Consider the following 21,408-nt stretch of genomic DNA (forward strand, 5'->3'; position numbering starts at 1 on the left):
AAGCGAGAAAGAGGAAGGGGATAGGCGCTTGCAACAGCGCTGTTCTCGACAATCTCAAGGTCGTGAACGTTTCGTATTCAAATCGGACGCGTATCGTCACGATCGATCGCGCGGCGCTGCGGCGCCAGCAGGATCATGGTCACCACCGGCCAAAGCACGGCCGCGACTATGCTTTCCAGGAAATACAGCCAGCCGGGGAATTTGCCGCTGACCAGCAAGCGTACCGTCAGTTGCACCGCCTGCATCAGCAGCAGCAGGGGCAGGATATGGGCGGCCTGCGTCGGCAGCTTGAACCATAACACCCGGCGGTGAATCATGATGGCGAAATAGGATAGCAAGGTATACGACAGCGCATGCTCGCCCAGCAGGCTGGCGTCGTGCACATCCATCAGCAAGCCCATCATGAACGCAATCCCGATGCCGACCTTGCGCGGCTGGTGAATGCTCCAGAACGCCAGCACGAGCGCGACAAAGTCGGGAATGCCGTACCAATGGTCCCAGGGCAGCAGATTCAGCAGAAACGCGCCAATGATGCTGGTCGCAATAAACAGCGGATTGGCCGGAAGCAGAATGTAATGAGGACTCGTGTTCATGGTGTCCTTGCCTTTTGCTCAACAGTCGTCTGCGGCGCTGCGGGAGCGGGCCGCGCGGTCGCCTGCAGCTTGGGCTGGACGACCGCTGCGGGCGCCACCGCCGGCGCATTGGCCGGCTTCTGGACCGTTGCCACGTTCGGCTGGGCGACGGTCGCCGGCTTTTGCACCGCAGGGCTTGCTGCCGGGGCAGCCGGGGTCTTTTGTTCCGGAGCCGCGGGCGCAGCCTCGTTCTTCTGTTCCTTGACGCCGTCCTTGACCGGCTCCTTCGGCGTTTCCTTCGCGGGTTCCTTGAGCCCCTCAGCCGCATGCTTCTTGCCGAGCTTGTCCTTCTTGTCCCTGGATTCCTCGGGTGCCGGGCGCACGGGGAAATTCGCCTCGGTCAGCAGGATCAGCAACTGCCGGTTGCGGTCGATTCCAGCCATCGGTTGACAGACGATGCGGGCGAATGCATCGCTCGACTTACTTTCAACCTGGACAACCTTGGCGACCGACAAACCGGCTGGGTAGACCCCGTCGATTCCCGATGTGACCAGGATATCGCCATTCTTGATGTCGGCATTGGCCGGCATGAAGCGCAGGTCGAGCGATCCGGAATGGCCCTGGCCATAGGCGATGCTGCGCAGCCCGCTGCGCACCACCTGAACCGGAATGGCCTGCTCCTTGTCGGTCAACAGGGTTACCTCGGATGTGAACGGGAACACGCGCGTGACCTGCCCGACCACGCCAATATCGTCGATCACCGGCTGACCGGGCGATACGCCATGCTGGCTGCCGCGGTCGAGCACGATCTTGCGCGTGAAAGGATCCCGTGCGTCATACAGGATCTCGCTCAGTATCGACCTGACCGGGACGCGCTCATTGGCAGCGAGCAGCTTGCGCAACTGGGCATTTTCAGCAGCCAACTGCTGCACCTGTTGCAGGGTCTGCGCATTAACAACCTGCTGCTCCTTCATCCGGTTGTTTTCCTTTTGCAGGGCCGACATCGAGGAAAAATAATCCCCGACCCTGTAGGCTGCGTCGCGCGGCAGCAATGCTGCCACCTGCAAGGGGTAAAGCATGGTGCCCACTACCTGGCGGATCGTGGTCAGCGAACGCATGCGCGAGTCGGCGACCAGCAGGATGAGGGCGATCAGGGAGAAAAACACCACTTTGGCGCGTGCGGAGGCGCCTTGTTTGAAGAGTGGCGGTGGACTGTATTCCATCAGGGCCTAACGTTGATACCAGGAATGTAACGTGTCTCTGTCCGCCCGCGCGCCTTGCAGGGAAAGAGCAAGGCGTTGCGCGTAAAGCATTGTGCAGAATTACTCGTAGGAGAAGATCGAACCAAGCTTGTCCATGCGCTCCAGCGCCATGCCTGAGCCGCGTACCACGCAGGTCAACGGGTCTTCGGCAACGATCACGGGCAGGCCGGTTTCTTCCATCAGCAGACGGTCAAGATCGCGCAGCAACGCGCCGCCGCCGGTCAGCATCATGCCCTTTTCGGCGATGTCGGCGCCGAGTTCCGGCGGAGTCTGTTCCAGCGCGTTCTTGACGGCAGAGACGATGTTGTTGAGCGGATCGGTCAGTGCTTCCAGGATCTCATTGCTGGAGATCGTGAACGAGCGCGGAATGCCTTCGGACAGGTTACGGCCCTTGACTTCCATTTCCTTCACTTCCGAACCCGGGAAGGCGGAGCCGATTTCCTTCTTGATCGCTTCGGCGGTCTGTTCGCCAATCAGCATGCCGTAGTTGCGGCGGATGTAGTTGACGATGGCTTCGTCGAACTTGTCGCCGCCCACGCGCACGGAGCCCTTGTAGACCATGCCGCCCAGCGAGATGATGCCGACTTCGGTAGTGCCGCCGCCGATATCGACCACCATGGAACCAGTCGCGTCCGATACCGGCAGGCCGGCGCCGATCGCGGCAGCCATTGGTTCTTCAATCAGGTAGACCTGCGATGCGCCGGCACCGAGTGCGGATTCGCGAATCGCGCGACGTTCCACCTGAGTGGAGCCGCAAGGCACGCAGATGATGATGCGCGGGGACGGCTTGAACAGTTTGGAGTCGTGCACCATGCGGATGAACTGCTTGAGCATCTGCTCGGTGACGGTGAAATCAGCAATCACGCCATCCTTCATCGGGCGGATTGCTTCGATGTTGCCCGGCACCTTGCCGAGCATCTGCTTGGCTTCCTTGCCCACGGCCTGGATCGTCTTCTTGCCATTCGGACCGCCTTGCTGGCGGATCGCCACCACCGAGGGCTCGTCGAGCACGATGCCCATGTTACGCACGTAAATCAGCGTATTGGCAGTGCCCAGGTCAATGGCCAGGTCGTTAGAAAAATAACTGCGTAAGAATCCAAACATGTATTGTCCTGATGCGCCAAGTGGCGCGCTTAAACATTAGAGGTTAAAACCCGCGTTCCTGCGGCGGCTCAAACGCTTCGGCGCCAGCAAGGTATTAACCCGACATTCTACCTTATAATTTAGCTGAAATTAGTCGATGGAAACGTCAAAAATGCAGTGCAAATTCAAGCTACAACAAGCGTTTTGACAAGTATTTGCCACAACCAAAACACCTTTGTTTTTTAGAGTAACCAAGCCGTCAACGGCTGCCCAAATTACCCAATCATGTCACTCGACCTCTCCGATGTTAAGCGCCTTGCCCGACTGGCGCAGCTCGACCTGAACGACACTCAGGCCGGCAAGACCCTTGACAAGCTCAACGGCATTTTTGCACTGGTTGAACAGATGCGCGCCGTCGACACTAGCGGCGTAGAGCCCCTGAATCATCCGATCGCAGCCTATCAAGACAACGTCGCCCTGCGCTTGCGCGAGGACGCCGTGACCGAACCGAACCGCCGCGACGAATACCAGCAAGTCGCACCGGCAACGCAGGACGGCTTGTACCTGGTTCCGAAAGTCATCGAATAATCCTCTCCGTCAGCACGCCGGACAAAGTGCCCCAGCGGTAATCCACCCTATGCATACCAAGACCCTCAAAGAACTCTCAGCACTGCTGCATGCCAGACAGGTTTCCGCCACTGAACTGGCCAAGCTGTTCCTCACCCGCATTCAGCAAAGCGATCTCAATGCCTTCATCCATGTCGATGAAGCATTGACCTTGCAACAAGCCGCCGAAGCCGACGCGCGCATTGCCCGAAATGACACCACGCCGCTGACCGGAATTCCGATTGCGCACAAGGACATCTTCGTCACGCGCGACTGGCGTTCGACCGCAGGTTCGAAAATGTTGGCGAATTACATCAGCCCCTTCGATGCAACTGTCGTCAAACAGTTCCGTACGGCAGGTATGGTTACGCTCGGAAAATTGAATTGTGATGAATTTGCCATGGGTTCCTCCAACGAGAACTCGTACTTCGGCCCGGTGAAGAACCCGTGGGACAAGGCTGCCATTCCGGGCGGATCTTCCGGCGGTTCGGCTGCGGCGATCGCTGCCCGCCTGGCGCCGGCCGCAACCGCGACCGATACCGGGGGCTCGATCCGTCAGCCGGCTTCGCTGTGCGGTGTCACCGGCATCAAGCCGACTTATGGCCGCGTATCACGCTTCGGCATGATCGCATTTGCATCCTCGCTCGATCAGGGCGGCCCGATGGCCCGGACCGCCGAGGATTGCGGCATGCTCCTGAATGCCATGACCGGCTTCGATCCGAACGATTCGACCAGCCTGGAGCGTCCAAGCGAAGATTTCACCCGCGATCTGGACAAGCCCTTGCAAGGTTTGAAAATCGGCATCCCGCGTGAGTATTTCGGCAAAGGCCTCGCGAGCGACGTCGAACAGGCGGTACGGACTGCATTGAGCGAATATGAAAAGCTGGGCGCCACACTGGTCGAAATCTCATTGCCGAAAACCGAATTGTCGATCCCGGTGTATTACGTGATCGCGCCGGCGGAAGCATCGTCCAACCTGTCCCGCTTCGATGGCGTGCGCTATGGACATCGTGCCAAGGAATACAAGGATCTGGCCGACATGTATTGCAAGTCGCGCGCGGAGGGCTTCGGTGAAGAAGTGAAGCGCCGCATCCTGGTCGGGGCCTATGTCTTGTCGCATGGTTATTACGACGCGTATTACCTGCAGGCGCAAAAGATCCGCCGCCTGATCGCGCAGGACTTCCAGAACGCGTTCAAGCAATGCGATGTGATCATGGGACCGGTGTCGCCGACCGTCGCATGGGATATCGGTGACAAGGCCGACGATCCGGTCGCCAACTATCTTGCCGATATCTTCACCTTGTCGACCAGTCTTGCGGGCTTGCCAGGCATGTCGATTCCATGTGGTTTCGGCCAGGGCGAGAAGAATGCGAAGCGGCCGGTCGGCCTGCAAATCATCGGCAATTATTTCGACGAAGCGCGGCTGCTGAACGTGGCGCACCAATACCAGCGCGTGACAGATTGGCATCAGCGCAAACCGGAAGGCGTATAAGCATGTTGCGCAACGCCGTCACGCTGACACTGCTCTGCATGGGCGGAACGGCGTTCGCGCAGCAGCTGGACACGCATTTTTCCTGCAGCGCGGTGCGCAACGAAGACGGCGAAGCGGTGACCTACGCCGATTCCGGCGAATTCCGGCTGAACGGGGATCGCATCGATGCCTTTTTCTGGGAATCGTCTCTGTTTCGCAGCACTCACGGTTTTGACTGCAGTATCGACGCAAGCGACGGCTTGAACGCTGAGGTCAGGACCGAGCAGGAAAAAACAACGTGGCGCGTGGCACTGAAGGATGCGCGCGCCGCACGCGATCGACGCGGTTTCAAGTTCGATCGCAGAATGAATTGCACGATCCGGCTGGAGCGCGAAGGCGACATCTTGGCGGTCAAGCCGAGCTGCCCCGCGCTGTGCGGATCGCGCAGCAATTTCACGGAGTTGTCGGTGGATTTGAAGACCGGCAAGTGCCGTTATGAAGAATAAGCAAGCCATCCCCGCCCTGCCGCTCCTCGTGAAGAGGAAGGGAATGAGTCAGATTTTATAAGTGAGAAAACTATGCAGTGGGAAGTCGTAATCGGTCTCGAGACGCATGCACAACTCTCGACAGTATCGAAAATCTTCAGTGGCGCAGCGACTCGCTTCGGCGCCGAACCGAACACGCAGGCCTGCCCGGTCGATCTGGCGCTGCCCGGCGTGCTGCCCGTGATGAACAGGGGTGCGGTGGAACGTGCCATCCAGTTCGGTCTGGCGATCGGCGCGACGGTTGCGCCGCGCTCGATTTTCGCGCGCAAGAATTACTTTTATCCGGATCTGCCGAAGGGTTACCAGATCAGCCAGTACGAAATCCCGGTGGTGCAAGGCGGGACCGTTTCCTTCGTCCTCGAAAAGGATGGCAAGGCTGAAATGCGCAGCGTGCAGCTGACCCGCGCCCATCTTGAGGAAGACGCAGGCAAATCCTTGCATGAGGATTATCACGGCATGACCGGCATCGACCTCAATCGCGCCGGGACGCCGCTGCTGGAAATCGTCACGGAACCCGACATGCGCAGTGCTGCGGAAGCGGTCGCCTATGCGAAGGCCTTGCATTCGCTGGTGATGTGGCTCGGTATCTGCGACGGCAACATGCAGGAAGGGTCTTTCCGCTGCGACGCCAACGTATCGGTGCGCCCGATGGGCCAGAAGGAATACGGCACGCGCTGCGAAATCAAGAACCTGAACTCCTTCCGCTTCCTCGAAGAAGCGATCAACTTCGAAGTGCGGCGCCAGATAGAGCTGATCGAAGATGGCGGCAAGGTGGTGCAGGAAACCCGCCTCTACGACCCCGACCGCAAGGAAACCCGCTCGATGCGCAGCAAGGAAGACGCACAGGATTATCGCTACTTCCCCGATCCGGATCTGCCGCCGCTGGTGATCGCGCAGGAATGGATAGACCGCGTCAAGGCATCGATGCCGGAGTTGCCGGGCGCGATGCGCGAACGCTTCGTGAAGGATTACGGCTTGCCCGAGTATGATGCCGCCGTACTGACCCAGTCGAAGGCCATGGCAGCCTACTTTGAAGCCGTGGTCGCCAAAGCAGGCAAGGAGCAGGCCAAACCGGCGGCGAACTGGCTGATGGGCGACGTTTCCTCGACGCTGAATCGCGAAGGCGTCGAGATCGGGAATGCGCCGGTGAAGGCTGAACAGCTTGCCGTCCTGCTGCAACGCATCTCCGATGGCACCATTTCCAACAAGATTGCCAAGGAAGTGTTCGCGGGCATGTGGGAAGCGCCGTCCGACAAGCCTACGCTCGCGGACGATATTATCGAGGCCAAAGGCTTGAAGCAGATTTCCGACAGCGGCGCGCTGGAAAAGATCGTGGACGAGGTGCTGGCCGCGAATGCCAAGTCGGTCGAGGAATACCGCTCCGGCAAGGAGAAGGCGTTCAACGCGATTATCGGCCAGGCCATGAAGGCAACGAAGGGCAAGGCCAACCCGGCACAACTGACGGAGCTGCTGAAGCAGAAGCTGGCCGGTTAATTCCGCAATCCACTCGCTGCGGATTGCGCCAGGCGCAGACCGCAGCGACCGGCACAGCTATTTCGCGGCGACCGGCCCCACCAGCTCGCGATACCGATTCAAGGTCGCCTCATACTTTGCATTGATTTGTACGAGTTCCGATTCCTGATCGCGCAGCAGTTTCTGCGACGCCTCCACGGCATGGTCCGCATCATCCAGCTTGCGTTGCACGATGGTCGGCACCGGTGCACTCTTCGCCTTGAATGCATCCACCTCTGACTGTGCCGCCTTCTGCTGCTTCTCTGCGTTGGCCAGCGTCAGTTTCTCTCGCTTGATCTGCTCCTCGACCGGTTCAAGCGAGCGTTTGCGGGCCGCTTCGATATCCGCCTCGCTGCGGAAGCGCGCGCGAATCGCGAGGTCGTTGCGCCTTTGCTCCTCGGCGGCGATCGCTTCGGCCTTGCGCTTTTCTTCCTGCTCTTGCATCTTGCGCCGCTCTTCGACGGTCATCGGCGCAGGGATTTCGCGCCGTGGCATGCCGCTCGTGGAGAGTTCGCGCATGGGACGGTCCGCGCATTCGGGAATGGGTCGATCGGAAGTGATGCTGCGTCCTGACGCGTCCTTGCACTGAAACATCTGCGCCGACGCTTGCCAGGACACGACGATCAGAGGAATGAACAAGGCAATTCCGAGTGAACTCTTCATCGCACCTCCCGAATGCGTGTACGAGCTACATCAATGAACTACATGACCCCATATCTGCTTCGATAGGCTGCAACTGCGTCCTTGTATTTGGCCAGCTCCTCATTGGCATCCGCCTTGGAAATATATTCCAGCAAATCGTTCAGGTTGCCAATAGAAATCACCGGCATGCCGTAGGCATTCGTCACTTCCTGCACCGCCGAATGCTCGGACAAGGCGCCATCCTTGCCGGAGCGCTCCATCCGGTCCAGCGCGATCAGGACTGCGCAAGGCGTTGCGCCGGCGTTGCGAATCATTTCTACCGACTCGCGAACCGAGGTGCCGGCCGAAATCACGTCGTCGATGATGACCACCTTGCCCTGCAGCTTGGCACCAACCATGGTGCCGCCCTCGCCGTGGTCCTTGGCTTCCTTGCGATTGAAGGCGAAGGGCACATTGCGTCCCTTGCGCGCCAGTTCGACCGCAGTCGCCGACGCCAGTGTAATTCCCTTGTAGGCCGGCCCGAACAACATGTCGAACTCGACGCCGGAATCGAGCAGGGTCTGGGCGTAAAACTCGGCCAGCTTGCCCAGATTGGCGCCGTCGTTGAACAGCCCGGCATTGAAGAAATACGGTGACGTGCGGCCCGCCTTGGTGATGAATTCGCCGAAGCGCAGCACACCGGCGGAGACGGAAAACGCGATGAATTCCTGACGTAGCTTGCTCAAGATGACCTCAAAATGTATAAATTGACAATGCCGGATTCAATTCCAGCCAAGCAGGCATTGTAATTGGATATGCGCCCGGCATGACCGAATCGGCTTCCACAAATTTCGGTTATGCTAGTGCCCTTTTCCGCAGGTTCGTTGCATAAAAGATGGCGAGAATCGCGCCGATACGGCGTCAGAAATGCTCGCAAGGGGAGTCGCCCTTGCTGCGCTTTTTTCCTTGTCTCGACACGATTTCGCCACTTTTATTCTTGCAACGAATCTGCGGAAAGGGCACTGGCCGCTCGTTTTTCTCCTCGACACCCATGCTAAAAATCGTTTCCGCCAATCTGAACGGCATCCGCTCCGCCGCCAAAAAGGGTTTTTTCGACTGGATGTCGAAGCAGTCGCCGCATGTCGTCTGCGTGCAGGAACTGAAGGCGCAGGCCGCCGACATGATGCCCGAGTTCCTCAATCCGCATGGCTATCACGGCCACTTCCATTACGCGGAAAAGAAGGGCTATTCGGGTGTCGGTGTCTATTCGAAATTCGAGCCGGATGCGGTGCAAGTGGGTTTTGGCTGCGATGAATTCGACGCCGAAGGTCGTTATGTGCAGTGCGATTTCGGCAAGCTCAGCGTGATTTCCGTCTATTGCCCGTCCGGCTCGTCCAGCGAGGAACGCCAGCAGGCGAAATTCCGCTTCATGGAAGTATTCCTGCCGCACCTGGAAAAACTCATCGGTTCGGGGCGCGAGGTGGTGATCTGCGGCGACTGGAATATCGCGCACAAGGAAATCGACCTAAAAAACTGGAAATCCAACCAGAAGAACAGCGGCTTCCTGCCAGAGGAGCGCGCATGGATGACGCGGCTTTTCGATGAAGTGGGCTGGATCGACGTATATCGCCGGCTTCACCCGGATACCACGGGCGACGCCTACACTTGGTGGAGCAACCGCGGACAGGCATGGGCGAAGAATGTCGGATGGCGCATCGATTATCACGTCTCCACGCCTGGCATTGCAGCCAGGGCGAGCGCCGTATCCATCTACAAGGACGAGCGCTTCTCGGACCATGCACCGCTCGTCGTCGAGTACGAGGGTGCGTCAGCCTTCATCAGCGGATAGGCGCGATTCCCTTGACGTTGCTTTGATAGGGCGGAAGCGCGTCGGGCGCCGTCCCTTTGGCATTCGCATAGAGCGGCATCACTTCGGGCAGGTGTTTTTGCATGTCCTCGATGCGGCTGTTGCCGGCCGGATGAGTGGACAGCCACTGCGGCGGCGCGTTCTTGCTGATCATGCCCATCTTCTGCCACAAGGCGATGCCGGCGCGCGGGTCATAGCCGGCGCGCGCGGCGATATCGAGACCGACCAGGTCGGCTTCGGTCTCGTCGCTCCGTGAGAACTTCAGCATGACCAGCTTGGCGCCCTGCCCCGCCAGCATCTGCCCGGTATCTTTCAAGCCAAGCAGCGCGGACCCCAGCGCCGTTCCGAGATTGATGAGCGTACCCTTGGCCATGCGTTCGCGGCCATGCTCGCGCAGGGCGTGGGCGATTTCGTGTCCCATGACGATGGCGACTTCGTCATCCGTGAGCTTCAACGAGTTCAGCAAGCCGGTGTAGAAGGCGATCTTCCCGCCGGGCATGCAGAAGGCGTTGACTTCATTGGAGGCGATCAGGCTGACTTCCCACTGCCATTGCGTCGCGCGCTCGTTCCAGCGCGCAGCATGAGGAATGATCTTCTTCGCGATTGCATGCAGTCGCACGACCTGCGGGTCGCTGTCGGGCACCAGCGCCCCCTTGCGGCTCGCCTGCTGCTTGATGCCGGTGTATTGCTGGAGCGCGGTGGCTTCCACCTGGTCTTCCGGCACCAGCTTGCGCAAGGCAGACGGTTTCCCCACTTTGACGCCGTCCTCGGCCTGTGTCTGCGCGAGAGTCGGCTGCATGCCGAAACAGCATGCAACAATCAGCAACGGTGCGATATGGATTCGCTTCATCGGCCCCCCCCTACAATTTTGCGCACTGGCGGCGCACCCGATTATTATTTCTTTTCGCCGTTCCAGGGCGCAATCTTCGGCAGCAACATCATGCCTGGCATCGCCAGTGCAAAGCATAGAAGAAAGAAGACGAACCAGCCGGTCTGGTCCACGATAAAACCGGTGGCCGCGTTGAAGAAGGTGCGCGGCACGGCGGCCAGGCTGGTGAACAATGCATATTGCGTCGCAGTGTAGCGCGGATCGGTCGTCGTGGCGATATAGGCGGTGAACGCCGCAGTCCCCAGGCCGACGGCAAACGCTTCCAGGCCGATCACTGCGCCCAGCATCAGCGTGGCGTGATCATTGGTGCTGACACCGGTTTGCGCCAAGGCGGCAAATCCGAGAATCGCCAAGGCCTGCAGCACGCCGAAAATCCACAGCCCGCGGTTGATGCCTGTCTTCTCCAGCCAGATCGCACCGAGAATGCCGCCGGACAGGCTGGCCCACAGGCCGGCGTTTTTTGCTACCAGGCCGATCTGTGTGCGCGTGAAGCCGAGATCGATATAGAACGGGGTCGCCAGCGCGGTTGCCATCGAGTCGCCGAGCTTGTACAAAAAGATAAACGCCAGCACCAGCAGCGCGTACGACCAGCCGCTGCGATGAATGAATTCCTGAAATGGCAGGACGATCGCTTCGCGCAGGTTTTTCGGCGGCTGGCCGTAGATTTTCGGCTCGGCGATGATCAGCGTGGCGACGATGCCGGGCAAGATGAACAGGGAGGTAATGAAGAATACCGACTGCCAGCTCATGAAGTCGGACAGGATCAGCGAAAGCGATCCCGGCACCAGTGTCGACAGCTTGTAGGCGTTGACGAAGAGCGCCGTGCCCGAGCCCTGTTGTTCATCGGTCAGCATTTCGCGGCGATAGGCATCGATCACGATGTCCTGGCTGGCCGAGAGGAAGGCGACCGCGCCGCACAGGAGCACGATGGCGGTCAGCTCGGTTCGGGGAGAAAACAGGCCCATCGAGGCCACCGTGCCCAGCAAGGCAATCTGCGTGACCAGCATCCATCCGCGCCGTCGCCCGAGCATCGGGAAATGGAAGCGGTCCATCAAGGGCGACCAGACGAACTTCCAGGTGTAGGGGAAGCCGACCAGCGCGAACAGGCCGATGGCCTTCAGGTCCACGTTTTCCGACTTCAGCCAGGCCGACAGCAGGTTGTACAGGATGAACAGCGGCAGGCCCGACGAGAAGCCGAGCGAGACGCAGATCAGCATCTGGCGATTGAAGTAATGGCGCCAGCCCGGCTTCGTCCTGGTGTCAGGCTCGGGAGTAGGTTCGGTAGCGGAAGGCGCTGCCAATGTCATGTCGTGCTCGCTAGAGTTTAGGAATTATCTTTTACGAAAGCGGAACACGGCCAGACTGCCACGCCAATTCGGCAGGAAGGACACAGGCTTGCCGTCTTGCAACGCGACGCATTCGAGCACTTCGAGTCCCACCCGGTTCGCAAGTTCCTCAAAATCCTTGATCGTGGCGCAACGAAGATTGGGCGTATCAAACCATTCATAAGGCAGCGACTTCGATACCGGCATGCGGCCGCGCAGCAGCGCGAAGCGATGCGGCCAGTAGGCGAAGTTCGGGAAGGAGACAATGGCTTCGCGTCCGACGCGCGCGATGTCGCGCAGGACGCCCTCCACGTTCTTCATCATTTGCAAGGCAGACAAGCACAGCACGGTGTCGAAGGCATCGTCGGCAAACATCGCCAGTCCCGTCTCCAGGTCTTGCTGGATCACCGAAACGCCGCGGCTGATACAGACCGGGATCTTGTTGTCATCGATCTCCACGCCATAGCCGAGACACTGCTTATCGGTCTGCAAATAGTCGAGCATCACGCCGTCGCCGCAGCCGAGGTCCAGCACCTGCGAGGCCGGCGATACCCAGTGCGCGATGAACGCGAGGTCCGGGCGGAAAGTGATCAGTTCGCGGAAGTTCATGCGCGTCCCCTTTGCGTGATGTCTTGCCAGATGCGGTCGTAATAGGCTTTCACCACGTTCATGTAGCGCGGGTCCTCCAGCAGGAAAGCGTCATGGCCGTGCGGCGCGTCGATTTCCGCGTAGCAGACACGGCGCTTGTTGTTGACCAGCGCCTGCACGATTTCCCGGCTGCGCTCCGGCGAGAAGCGCCAGTCGGTGGTGAAGGACACCAGCAGGAACTGCGCCTCGGTCTTGGCGAGCGCCTTGGTCAGGTCGTTGCCATATTCCCGCGCCGGGTCGAAATAGTCGAGCGCCTTGGTGATCAGCAAATAGGTATTGGCATCGAAATACTCGGAGAACTTGTCGCCCTGATAGCGCAGGTAGGATTCGATTTCGAAGTCGATCCCGTAGCCAAACTGGTAACCGCCGTTGCGCAAGTCACGACCGAATTTCTCGGCCATGCTATCGTCAGACAGGTAGGTGATATGGCCCACCATGCGTGCCACCCGCAAGCCCCGCTTGGGCACCACCTTGTGCTCGTAATAATGACCGCCGTGGTAGTCCGGATCGGTCAGTATCGCCTGGCGCGCGACATCGTTGAAGGCGATGTTTTGCGCGGACAGCTTGGGCGTGGACGCGATCACCACCGAATGGCGCACGCGCTGCGGGTAAATCATGCTCCACGCCAGGGCCTGCATGCCGCCCAGCGAGCCGCCCATCACGGCAGCGAACTGCTGGATGCCCAGCGCATCGGCCAGTCGCGCCTGCGCGCGCACCCAGTCTTCCACCGTCACGACCGGGAAGTCGGCGCCATAAGGTTTGCCGGTGGCCGGATTGATTTGCATCGGCCCGGTTGATCCGAAGCAGGAACCCGGATTATTGACGCCGATGACGAAGAACCGATCGGTATCGACCGGTTTTCCCGGCCCGACCATGTTGTCCCACCAGCCCACGTTCTTGCTGCCGTCCGCGCCTTCATACATGCCGGCGACATGGTGCGAGGCGTTCAGGGCGTGGCAGACCAGGACCGCGTTGGAGCAATCGGCATTGAGCTTGCCATAGGTTTCATACACCAGCGTGTAGTCCGCTAGCGAGGCCCCGCTGCTCAAGGGCAAGGGCTCGGAAAAATGCATCGATTGCGGCGAAACGATTCCCAAGGATGACATGACGATCCCAAAGTGTGCGCAATGGCGCGCAGAAAACAAAAAAGCCCGAGAAGCGGTCAGCTTTTCGGGCTAAGTTCAGGCGTATCAACAAGCACGCTTTAGCCGTATTTATTACGCGCCCGCAAGCTGATTATCAAATCGGCGCCTTGCATAAGGATAACCAAGTCGGTTCCCGCAGTCAAACTTGCTTGTCAAACCGCCATGGCTTCTCTTTGCCCCGGCCTCACACCTCGCGCAGCCTGTCGACGGCTTCCATGATTGCCGACGGCTCCATGGCACGGAGGATCTTCTTCGTGTGCGGAACAATGGTCGTGAGATCGCTGTTCAGGATTTCCTGCTTGACCGACAGAATCTGCGACGGATGCATGGAAAACTCGCGCAGGCCCATTCCCAGCAGCAAGCGCGTCAGCTTCGTGTCGCCGGCCATCTCACCGCAGACCGACACCGGAATGCCGGCCTTGGCACCGATCGAGATCGTGGTCGACAGCAGGTACAGGACCGCCGGATGCAGCGGATTGTACAGATGGGCGACCTCATGATCTGCACGATCGATCGCCAGCGTGTACTGGATCAGGTCATTGGTGCCGATGGACAGAAAATCCATGCGCTTGACGAACATGGGCAAGGTCAGTGCCGCGGCCGGAATTTCGATCATCGCGCCAACCGGAATCAGCGGGTCGAACTTCTTGTTGGCCTCGCGCAATTGTGTCTTCGCCTGCTCGATCATGGCCAGCGTCTGATCGATTTCGAAAGCATGGGCGAGCATCGGTATCAGCAGCTTGACCGGACCATATGCGGAGGCGCGCAGGATCGCGCGGAGCTGCACCATGAACATTTGCGGCTCGGCCAGGCAGAAGCGAATCGCGCGCAAGCCGAGCGCAGGATTGAGTGCGGTCTGTTCGGCTGCATCGAGCGGCTTGTCGGCGCCGATATCGAGCGTGCGGATGGTTACCGGCCGGCCTTTCATCGAGACCACTGCCTGCCGATAGGATTCGAACTGTTCGTCTTCGGACGGCAGCTTGCCGAGCAGGCCGACGCGCCCCATGAACAGGTATTCGGAGCGGAACAGGCCGACCCCCATCGCACCGGCTTCGAGCGCAGCCGGGCAATCATCGGGCAGCTCGATATTGGCCAGCAGCGTGACTTCCGTTCCATCCCTGGTAATGGCGGGCGTCTTCTTGAGCTTGCCGAGCTTCTTGCGGTCCCGCATCAGCCGCGCCTGGCGATCGCGGTACTGATCCAGCACTTCCGGGGTCGGATCGACAATCACCACGCCGGCGTCGCCGTCGATGATGACCCAGTCGTCCTGCTGGATCAGCGCGGAAGCGTTATACATGCCGACCGCCGCCGGAATGTCGAGACTGCGGGCAACGATCGCCGTATGCGAGTTCTGGCCGCCGAGGTCGGTGACGAATCCACCGAATGCACGATTCTTGAACTGCAGCATGTCCGCCGGAGAAATGTCGTGCGCGACCACGATCATGCGCCCGCTTGGCTCGTCCGAACCGTCGGTCGACGGCAGCGTATTGGCGCTTCCGGTCAATACCTTCAACACGCGCTCGCCGACTTGCAGAATGTCGGCTTTGCGCTCGCGCAGGTAAGCATCCTCGATTTCGTCGAATTGCGCCGACAGCTCATCGATCTGGGTGACCAGCGCCCATTCGGCGTTGTAGTGGCGGGTGCGAATGATTTCGAGCGGCACTTCCGCGATCATCGGATCCGACAGGATCAGCGCGTGCACATCGATGAAGGCACCCAGTTCGGCCGGCGAATCCTTGGGCAAGTCATTCCAGATGGTCTGCAGTTCCTTGTGGACGGTGGCAATCGCCCTTTGCAGGCGCTGCACTTCCGCCTCGACCTGCTCCTGCGGAATAAGGTAATGCTTGACATCGAGCGCCGCGGGCGTGAGCAGGTGCGCGCGGCCGATCGCAATCCCGCGTGACACCGGTATCCCATGAAGCGTAAAAGAAGCCATCGCGTCTTTACTCGCCTTCGCCAAACTTATTCTGGATCAGCTCTACGATCGCGTCAAAGCATGCTTTCTCGTCCGCCCCCTCGGTTTCCAGCGTGACTGTCGCTCCCTTGCCGGCGGCCAGCATCATGACGCCCATGATGGACTTGGCATTGACGCGCCGCGCATTGCGGGTCAACCAGACTTCGCTTTGAAACTTCGCTGCAAGTTGTGTCAGTTTGGCCGACGCGCGTGCATGCAATCCGAGCTTATTGGTGATTTCAATTTCTTGTTGAATCATTTCTTGTCGATCTTGTTTTAAGAAAGCCGGACGCGGTTGTCTACGCGCACAGCCCCGCTCTGCCCCCCGGCCAATGCCATTTCGACCACGACATCGAGCGTGTCGTTACGATAAGTCAAGGCACGCAGCAGCATCGGCAGGCTGATGCCCGCGATCACTTCAACATGTCCAGGACTGCACAAGCGCAGCGTGCAATTGGAAGGTGTGCCGCCCATGACGTCGGTGATGACGAGAACGCCCGAGCCGTCGTCAATGCGATGAATGGCTTCCTGCGCGAGGCGGTTGACTTCCGCAGGATCCTGATCGGCGCGCACGTCGATCGCCTCCATTCTTTCCGGCCGCGCGCGAAAAACATGGGTTGCCGCCTCGATGAAGGCGTTACCTAGCGGTGCATGCGTGAGGAGCAGAATGCCGATCATGGTTTTCAGGTTTCAACAGGACTTGTCGCGGTTAGCGGGGATGACATCGGCTTGCGGCCGTGACCTCGACAGTCCTTCATCCGCGGCGCGGATTTTTCTTATGGGTACTGCTTTTCCAGCGCATCGATGAACATTCCGGCAACATCGAAGCCGGTTTGTTGCGCGATTTCCTGGAAACAGGTCGGACTGGTGACATTAATTTCCGTCAGGTAATCCCCGATAACATCCAATCCTACCAGTATTAGGCCGCGCTTTAAAAGAATTGGCGCAAGTGCTTCGCCGATTTCCCTGTCGCGCCGGGACAGCGGCTGCGCGACGCCCAGCCCGCCCACGGCCAGATTGCCGCGCACTTCGCCATTCTGCGGAATACGGGCCAGAGAATACGGCACCACCTCTCCGCCGATCAGCAGGATCCGCTTGTCGCCCTGGCTGATTTCGGGGATGAAACGCTGGACCATGATCGTCAGCAGGCCGTTTTCCGTCAGCGTTTCGATGATCGAGCCCAGATTCATGCCGTCTTCCTTGACACGGAAGATGCCGATGCCGCCCATGCCATCGAGCGGTTTCAGGATGATGTCCTTTTGCTCGCGGTGGAATGCGCGAATCCGGTTCTCGTCGCTGGTCACCAGGGTCGGCGAGGTGAATTCAGGAAATTGCGCGATCGCCAGCTTTTCATTATGGCTGCGAATTGCTTCCGGACGATTCCAGATGCGCGCACCCTGACGCTCGGCTACCTCCAGCAAATACGTGAGGTAGATGTATTCCATGTTGAAGGGCGGATCCTTGCGCACGATGACCGCATCAAACTCGGTCAGCTGCATGGCCGTCGCCGGTTCCGCGTGGTACCAGTCTTGCGGATCGCCGGTCAGGGTGATGCGCGCGACGTTCGCCGTCAGGAGGCCGGCGTGGAAAGCCATGTCCTTCTGCTCGAAGGCATACACCGCGTGGCCGCGCCGCGCCGCTTCGGCCATCATCGCGAAGGTGGTGTCCTTGTGGATCTTGAAATGGTCGAGCGGATCGGCGAGGAAGGCAAATTTCATGGATCAGTACACTTCAGGATTCGGATCGGTCTTTTCGAGTTCGATCGACGCGGCCAGCAAGGCCATGCGCGCGACGACGCCGTACATGTAGAAACGGTTGGGCGGCGCGGTGCCCGGCTTGGCCTGCAGGTCGGGCAAGGCATGCTGCTGCGCGAATGCCAGCGGCACGAAATGCATGCCGGGAGAGTTCAGGTTTTCGTCGACACCGCGTTCGGCATGCACGCGGTAGAAGCCGCCGACCACATAACGGTCAATCATGTAGACCACCGGCTCGGCGACCGCATCGTTGATGTGTTCGAAGGTATGCACGCCTTCCTGGATGATCACGTCGGAGACTTCGAGGCCTTCCTTGACGACCGCCATCTTGTTGCGCTGCTTGCGGTTGAGGTCCTTCACCTCGCTCGCATCCCTGACGGTCATGATGCCCATGCCATAGGTGCCGGCGTCGGCTTTCACGATGACGAAAGGCTTTTCCTTGATGCCGTATTCCTTGTATTTCTTGCGGATCTTGGCCAGCACCGCGTCGACATTGGAGGCCAGGCATTCTTCGCCGGTACGCTCATGGAAATTGACCTCGCCGCACTTGGCGAAATACGGATTAAGCATCCAGCCATCGACATCGATCAGCTTGGCGAACTTCTTCACCACTTCGTCATAGGCGGCAAAGTGGTTGGTCTTGCGGCGCACGGTCCAGCCGGCATGCAGCGGCGGCAACAGACTCTGCTCATGCAGGTTTTCCAGGATGGGCGGAATGCCGGAGGACAGATCGTTGTTCAGCAGGATGGTGCACGGATCGAAATTCTTCAGTCCGAGACGGCGGCCATTGGCAGAGCGCTCGAGCGGTTCGAGCGTGATCGTGCTGCCGTCGGGCAGGTCGATATTGGTTGGTTCCTTCACCTCTTCGGACAAGGAGCCCAGACGGACATTCAGGCCGGTCTGGCGGAAGATCTGCATCAGACGCGCGACGTTTTGCAGGTAAAAGACGTTGCGCGTATGGCGCTCCGGAATCAGCAACAGATTCTTGGCGTCCGGACAATATTTCTCTATTGCGGCCATCGCTGCCTGCACCGCGAGCGGCAGCATTTCGGGCGACAGGTTGTTGAAACCGCCGGGGAACAGGTTGGTGTCGACCGGCGCCAGCTTGAATCCGGCGTTGCGCAGGTCAACCGAGCAGTAAAACGGCGGCGTATGCTCCTGCCATTCGAGACGGAACCAGCGCTCGATGGACGGCGTCGCGGACAGGATTTTCTTTTCAAGGTCGAGAAGCGGACCGTTCAGGGCGGTGACGAGATGCGGAACCATGGAAACCTTCTAGCAGTAAGCATTTTTGCAATAGGAAGATTCTAACGGTAATCGTCCTATTGCGTGTACGGGGTGTTGTCAGAGGAAGGCGAAATCCGGATGTGCATTTCACAATTGGCAACGAACATCCGGCGTCCATAATGGACGAAAGTTAAATCTGGGCGGACACGCCCTTTTTAAAGAGCTTGCCGAAAAAAAAGCGCCTCGGGTGAGGCGCTTTGAAAATTCCCTCGGAGACTGCCGGGGAGATGAAGCTGTCGATCAGGAGTGGTAAGCCGATTCGCCGTGGCTCGCGATATCGAGGCCCTCGCGCTCCTGCTCTTCCGGCACCCGCAGGCCGATCAGCAGGTCAACCACTTTATACGCGACAAACGCCACCACGCCGGACCAGATCAGGGTCGTGAGCACGCCCTGGAACTGGATCCACACTTGTCCAGCGATCGAATAGTCATCAGCAACCTTGTTGGCAACGTAGTCATAGATGCCGGTGCCGCCCAGCGACGGTGCAGCGAACACACCGGTCAGCAAGGCACCCAGGATCCCGCCCACGCCATGCACGCCAAAGACGTCGAGGGAGTCATCCGCACCCAACAGGCGCTTCAGGCCGTTCACGCCCCACAGGCAGACGATGCCGGCCAGCAGGCCAATCACCAGTGCACCCATGACACCCACGAAGCCGGCCGCCGGAGTGATCGCCACCAGACCGGCAACGGCGCCGGATGCAGCACCCAGCATGGACGGCTTGCCCTTGCCCATCCACTCGCCAAAGCTCCAGGACAGGGTCGCCGCAGCGGTCGCCAGCAGCGTGTTGATGAAGGCAAGTGCCGCGGTACCGCCCGCTTCCAGTGCGGAACCGGCATTGAAGCCAAACCAGCCGACCCACAGGAGCGATGCGCCCACCATGGTCAGGGTCAGCGAGTGCGGCGCCATTGATTCACGGCCGTAGCCGATACGCTTGCCGACCACGTATGCGCCAACCAGACCAGCCACGGCGGCATTGATGTGGACAACGGTGCCGCCTGCGAAGTCAAGCGCGCCCTTCTGGAACAGCCAGCCGGCAGCAGCGGTCGCCTTTTCAGCGGCAGCCGCATCGGTGAAGGCATCCGGGCCAGGCCAGAACCAGACCATGTGCGCAATCGGCAGGTAGGAGAACGTGAACCACAGCACGACGAACAACAGCACGGCCGAGAACTTGATGCGTTCGGCGAAGGCACCGACGATCAGGCCGCAGGTAATTGCCGCGAAGGTTGCCTGGAAGGCGACGAAGCTGAATTCAGGAATCACCACACCCTTGCTGAAGGTGCCGGTATTGGAATCCGGGGTCAGCCCTTTCAGGAACAGACGATCGAGCGAGCCGATAATGCTGTTGCCTTCGGTGAATGCGAGCGAGTAGCCGTAAATGCACCACAACACGATGATCAAGGCGAAAATCATGAAGACCTGCATCAGGATCGACAGCATGTTCTTGGAGCGGACCAGGCCGCCATAGAACAGGGCCAGGCCGGGAATCGTCATCAGGATCACCAGCACGGTGGCCACCATCATCCAGGCGGTATCACCCTTGTTGGGAGCCGGCGCCGGAGCGGCGGCAACCGAGGCGGCCGGTGCTGCAGGCGCGGCGGTTGCCGGAGCGGCGGCAGCCGGTGCAGCAGGGACAGCCGCGGCGGGAGCGGATGCCTGGGCAACGACCGCTTCAGCCTTGGCGGATGGCGCATCGTCAGCCAGCGCCGGCTGCGCGAAGCCGACCGCGCACAGCAGCACGCCGGCCGCCACGAAGCTTGCAAAGAATTTTTTCATTTCACTCCTCCTTTAGAGTGCGTCGTTACCGGTTTCGCCGGTGCGGATACGAACGACTTGCTGCAGGTCGAACACGAAGATCTTGCCGTCGCCGATCTTGCCGGTGCGTGCAGCGGTTTCAATGGTTTCAATGGCGCGGTCGACGATGGCGTCGTCCACTGCGGCTTCGATCTTGGTCTTGGGCAGGAAGTCGACCACATACTCGGCGCCGCGATACAGCTCCGTATGGCCCTTCTGGCGGCCGAAACCCTTGACTTCGGTGACGGTAATCCCCTGCACACCGATCGTCGACAAGGCCTCGCGCACTTCATCCAGCTTGAATGGTTTGATAATCGCAGTGATCAGTTTCATGACAGCCTCGCTTAGAAAGTTTTGGCGACGGAAACCAGCAGTGCGTTCTTGCCGAGGTTCTTGCCGTCGCGCCCGACATAGTTGTCTGTATTGGTGCCGATCAGCGCAGCCGAGGCGGTCGCAATGCCGAAGTCCTTGGTCACGCCGACTTTCCAGTCGGTATAGCTGAACGACGAATTGTTTTTCACCTTCTGATGTCCCGCGTGCAGGTTGACCGTCAGGCCTTCGCCGACTTCAAGATTGGCGCCCACGTCGAGATAGCCGCTGCGCTTGCTGTCAGCGAATCCGAACAGGTTGGTCAGCGAGTGCGAGTACTTGACATAGGCGGGGCCGTAGCCGACCTGACCATAGATTTCCGTCGTATTGGGACTCGGCGTGAGTGCATTCGACGGATATTGATAACGCAGCACGCCGACATCATAGGAAACGTCCTTGACGATCTCGCCGCGCTTGCCGCCGTAGATGTCCCATTCGACATTGCCGTCGCCGCCGGCGTCCTTGATCCACTTGATGGTCGACAACCAGGTGCCGGCGTAGAATCCGGTCGGGTTGTGCGTATAATCGGCGCCGCCTTGCAATGCCGGCTTCAGGCGTGTCTGCGAGATGCCGCGATAACGGTAATCGCTGACAACGGAAGCATTGAAGCTGATTTCATGGTCCGGCTTCTTCTCTTCTGCCTGAGCATGGCTGCCGGCGAAAACGGCAAGCACAGCGGAAGCGAGGATCAGTTTTTTCATGGC

The 21,408-nt window shown here is 59.5% G+C and carries 22 protein-coding genes; 5 read left to right on the forward strand and 17 right to left on the reverse strand.

Going from position 1 to position 21,408, the window contains the following annotated elements; translation table 11 throughout:
• Window positions 1-77: 77 nt before the first annotated feature.
• From mreD to E6W33_RS01785, 3 genes are all read right to left on the reverse strand, one after another.
• A complete protein-coding gene (gene mreD / locus E6W33_RS01775) occupies window positions 78-593 on the reverse strand; it encodes a rod shape-determining protein MreD (RefSeq protein ID WP_136413632.1) in 516 nt (171 codons plus the stop codon).
• Complete coding sequence (mreC, locus tag E6W33_RS01780) at window positions 590-1,795, reverse strand: rod shape-determining protein MreC (protein WP_136413634.1); 1,206 nt, start codon at window positions 1,793-1,795, stop codon at window positions 590-592. The genes mreD and mreC overlap by 4 nt, the downstream gene beginning before the upstream one ends.
• A gap of 99 nt (window positions 1,796-1,894) precedes the next feature.
• Window positions 1,895-2,938 (reverse strand): rod shape-determining protein, encoded by a 1,044-nt coding sequence (locus E6W33_RS01785; protein WP_057290805.1) that lies wholly within the window; start codon window positions 2,936-2,938, stop codon window positions 1,895-1,897.
• Window positions 2,939-3,202: 264 nt separating this feature from the next.
• Between E6W33_RS01785 and gatC the strand changes: the two genes are divergently transcribed.
• From gatC to gatB, 4 genes are read left to right on the forward strand one after another with little or no spacing between them, the layout of a single operon-like run.
• On the forward strand, window positions 3,203-3,505 hold the full coding sequence (gene gatC, locus E6W33_RS01790) for an Asp-tRNA(Asn)/Glu-tRNA(Gln) amidotransferase subunit GatC (protein ID WP_136413636.1): 303 nt from the start codon (window positions 3,203-3,205) through the stop codon (window positions 3,503-3,505).
• 49 nt (window positions 3,506-3,554) lie between these two features.
• Complete coding sequence (gene gatA, locus E6W33_RS01795) at window positions 3,555-5,015, forward strand: Asp-tRNA(Asn)/Glu-tRNA(Gln) amidotransferase subunit GatA (RefSeq protein ID WP_136413639.1); 1,461 nt, start codon at window positions 3,555-3,557, stop codon at window positions 5,013-5,015.
• 2 nt (window positions 5,016-5,017) lie between these two features.
• Complete coding sequence (locus tag E6W33_RS01800) at window positions 5,018-5,500, forward strand: hypothetical protein (protein WP_136413641.1); 483 nt, start codon at window positions 5,018-5,020, stop codon at window positions 5,498-5,500.
• 57 nt (window positions 5,501-5,557) lie between these two features.
• A complete protein-coding gene (gene gatB, locus E6W33_RS01805) occupies window positions 5,558-7,033 on the forward strand; it encodes an Asp-tRNA(Asn)/Glu-tRNA(Gln) amidotransferase subunit GatB (RefSeq protein WP_168798506.1) in 1,476 nt (491 codons plus the stop codon).
• Between the two features lie 57 nt (window positions 7,034-7,090).
• On the opposite strand, the gene E6W33_RS01810 is transcribed toward gatB, so the two are convergent.
• Together E6W33_RS01810 and pyrE are read right to left on the reverse strand one after the other, a co-directional pair.
• Window positions 7,091-7,714 carry a DUF4124 domain-containing protein gene (locus E6W33_RS01810; RefSeq protein WP_136413646.1) on the reverse strand — a complete coding sequence of 208 codons (624 nt, stop codon included), beginning with the start codon at window positions 7,712-7,714 and terminating at the stop codon, window positions 7,091-7,093.
• Window positions 7,715-7,752: 38 nt separating this feature from the next.
• A complete protein-coding gene (gene pyrE / locus E6W33_RS01815; protein ID WP_136413649.1) occupies window positions 7,753-8,418 on the reverse strand; it encodes an orotate phosphoribosyltransferase in 666 nt (221 codons plus the stop codon).
• A 305-nt stretch (window positions 8,419-8,723) separates the two neighbouring features.
• Between pyrE and E6W33_RS01820 the strand changes: the two genes are divergently transcribed.
• Entirely contained in the window at window positions 8,724-9,521 is a 798-nt protein-coding gene (locus tag E6W33_RS01820; protein ID WP_136413651.1) for an exodeoxyribonuclease III, read from the forward strand.
• Here E6W33_RS01820 and E6W33_RS01825 read toward each other — a convergent pair.
• The 12 genes from E6W33_RS01825 to E6W33_RS01880 form a co-directional block, all read right to left on the reverse strand.
• Window positions 9,511-10,389 (reverse strand): M48 family metallopeptidase, encoded by an 879-nt coding sequence (locus E6W33_RS01825; RefSeq protein WP_136413653.1) that lies wholly within the window; start codon window positions 10,387-10,389, stop codon window positions 9,511-9,513. The two genes, E6W33_RS01820 and E6W33_RS01825, sit on opposite strands and share 11 nt — an antisense overlap.
• A gap of 44 nt (window positions 10,390-10,433) precedes the next feature.
• The gene (locus E6W33_RS01830) at window positions 10,434-11,645 is read right to left on the reverse strand and encodes an AmpG family muropeptide MFS transporter (protein ID WP_247869499.1); all 1,212 of its coding nucleotides are present in this window, start codon (window positions 11,643-11,645) and stop codon (window positions 10,434-10,436) included.
• 114 nt (window positions 11,646-11,759) lie between these two features.
• Window positions 11,760-12,362, reverse strand: a complete 603-nt coding sequence (gene metW / locus E6W33_RS01835; RefSeq protein ID WP_136413657.1) for a methionine biosynthesis protein MetW — start codon at window positions 12,360-12,362, stop codon at window positions 11,760-11,762.
• Complete coding sequence (locus tag E6W33_RS01840) at window positions 12,359-13,507, reverse strand: homoserine O-acetyltransferase (RefSeq protein ID WP_136413659.1); 1,149 nt, start codon at window positions 13,505-13,507, stop codon at window positions 12,359-12,361. Before E6W33_RS01840 ends, metW begins: the two co-directional genes overlap by 4 nt.
• A 223-nt stretch (window positions 13,508-13,730) precedes the next feature.
• Complete coding sequence (gene ptsP / locus E6W33_RS01845; RefSeq protein WP_136413661.1) at window positions 13,731-15,482, reverse strand: phosphoenolpyruvate--protein phosphotransferase; 1,752 nt, start codon at window positions 15,480-15,482, stop codon at window positions 13,731-13,733.
• Window positions 15,483-15,489: 7 nt separating this feature from the next.
• A complete protein-coding gene (locus E6W33_RS01850) occupies window positions 15,490-15,759 on the reverse strand; it encodes an HPr family phosphocarrier protein (protein WP_136413663.1) in 270 nt (89 codons plus the stop codon).
• A gap of 17 nt (window positions 15,760-15,776) precedes the next feature.
• The gene (locus E6W33_RS01855) at window positions 15,777-16,178 is read right to left on the reverse strand and encodes a PTS fructose transporter subunit IIA (RefSeq protein ID WP_136413665.1); all 402 of its coding nucleotides are present in this window, start codon (window positions 16,176-16,178) and stop codon (window positions 15,777-15,779) included.
• Between the two features lie 98 nt (window positions 16,179-16,276).
• Entirely contained in the window at window positions 16,277-17,218 is a 942-nt protein-coding gene (gene gshB / locus E6W33_RS01860) for a glutathione synthase (protein WP_136413667.1), read from the reverse strand.
• Between the two features lie 3 nt (window positions 17,219-17,221).
• Window positions 17,222-18,520: a glutamate--cysteine ligase gene (gshA, locus tag E6W33_RS01865; protein ID WP_136413669.1), complete on the reverse strand. Its 1,299-nt coding sequence runs from the start codon at window positions 18,518-18,520 to the stop codon at window positions 17,222-17,224.
• 261 nt (window positions 18,521-18,781) lie between these two features.
• Window positions 18,782-20,317, reverse strand: coding sequence for an ammonium transporter (gene amt, locus E6W33_RS01870; RefSeq protein ID WP_136413671.1), 1,536 nt, complete (start codon window positions 20,315-20,317; stop codon window positions 18,782-18,784).
• 12 nt (window positions 20,318-20,329) lie between these two features.
• Window positions 20,330-20,668: a P-II family nitrogen regulator gene (gene glnK / locus E6W33_RS01875; protein WP_136413673.1), complete on the reverse strand. Its 339-nt coding sequence runs from the start codon at window positions 20,666-20,668 to the stop codon at window positions 20,330-20,332.
• 11 nt (window positions 20,669-20,679) lie between these two features.
• Complete coding sequence (locus E6W33_RS01880; RefSeq protein ID WP_136413675.1) at window positions 20,680-21,405, reverse strand: TorF family putative porin; 726 nt, start codon at window positions 21,403-21,405, stop codon at window positions 20,680-20,682.
• Window positions 21,406-21,408 lie beyond the last annotated feature (3 nt).

The organism is Herbaspirillum sp. ST 5-3 (assembly GCF_004804275.1).
Lineage (GTDB): Bacteria > Pseudomonadota > Gammaproteobacteria > Burkholderiales > Burkholderiaceae_D > Noviherbaspirillum.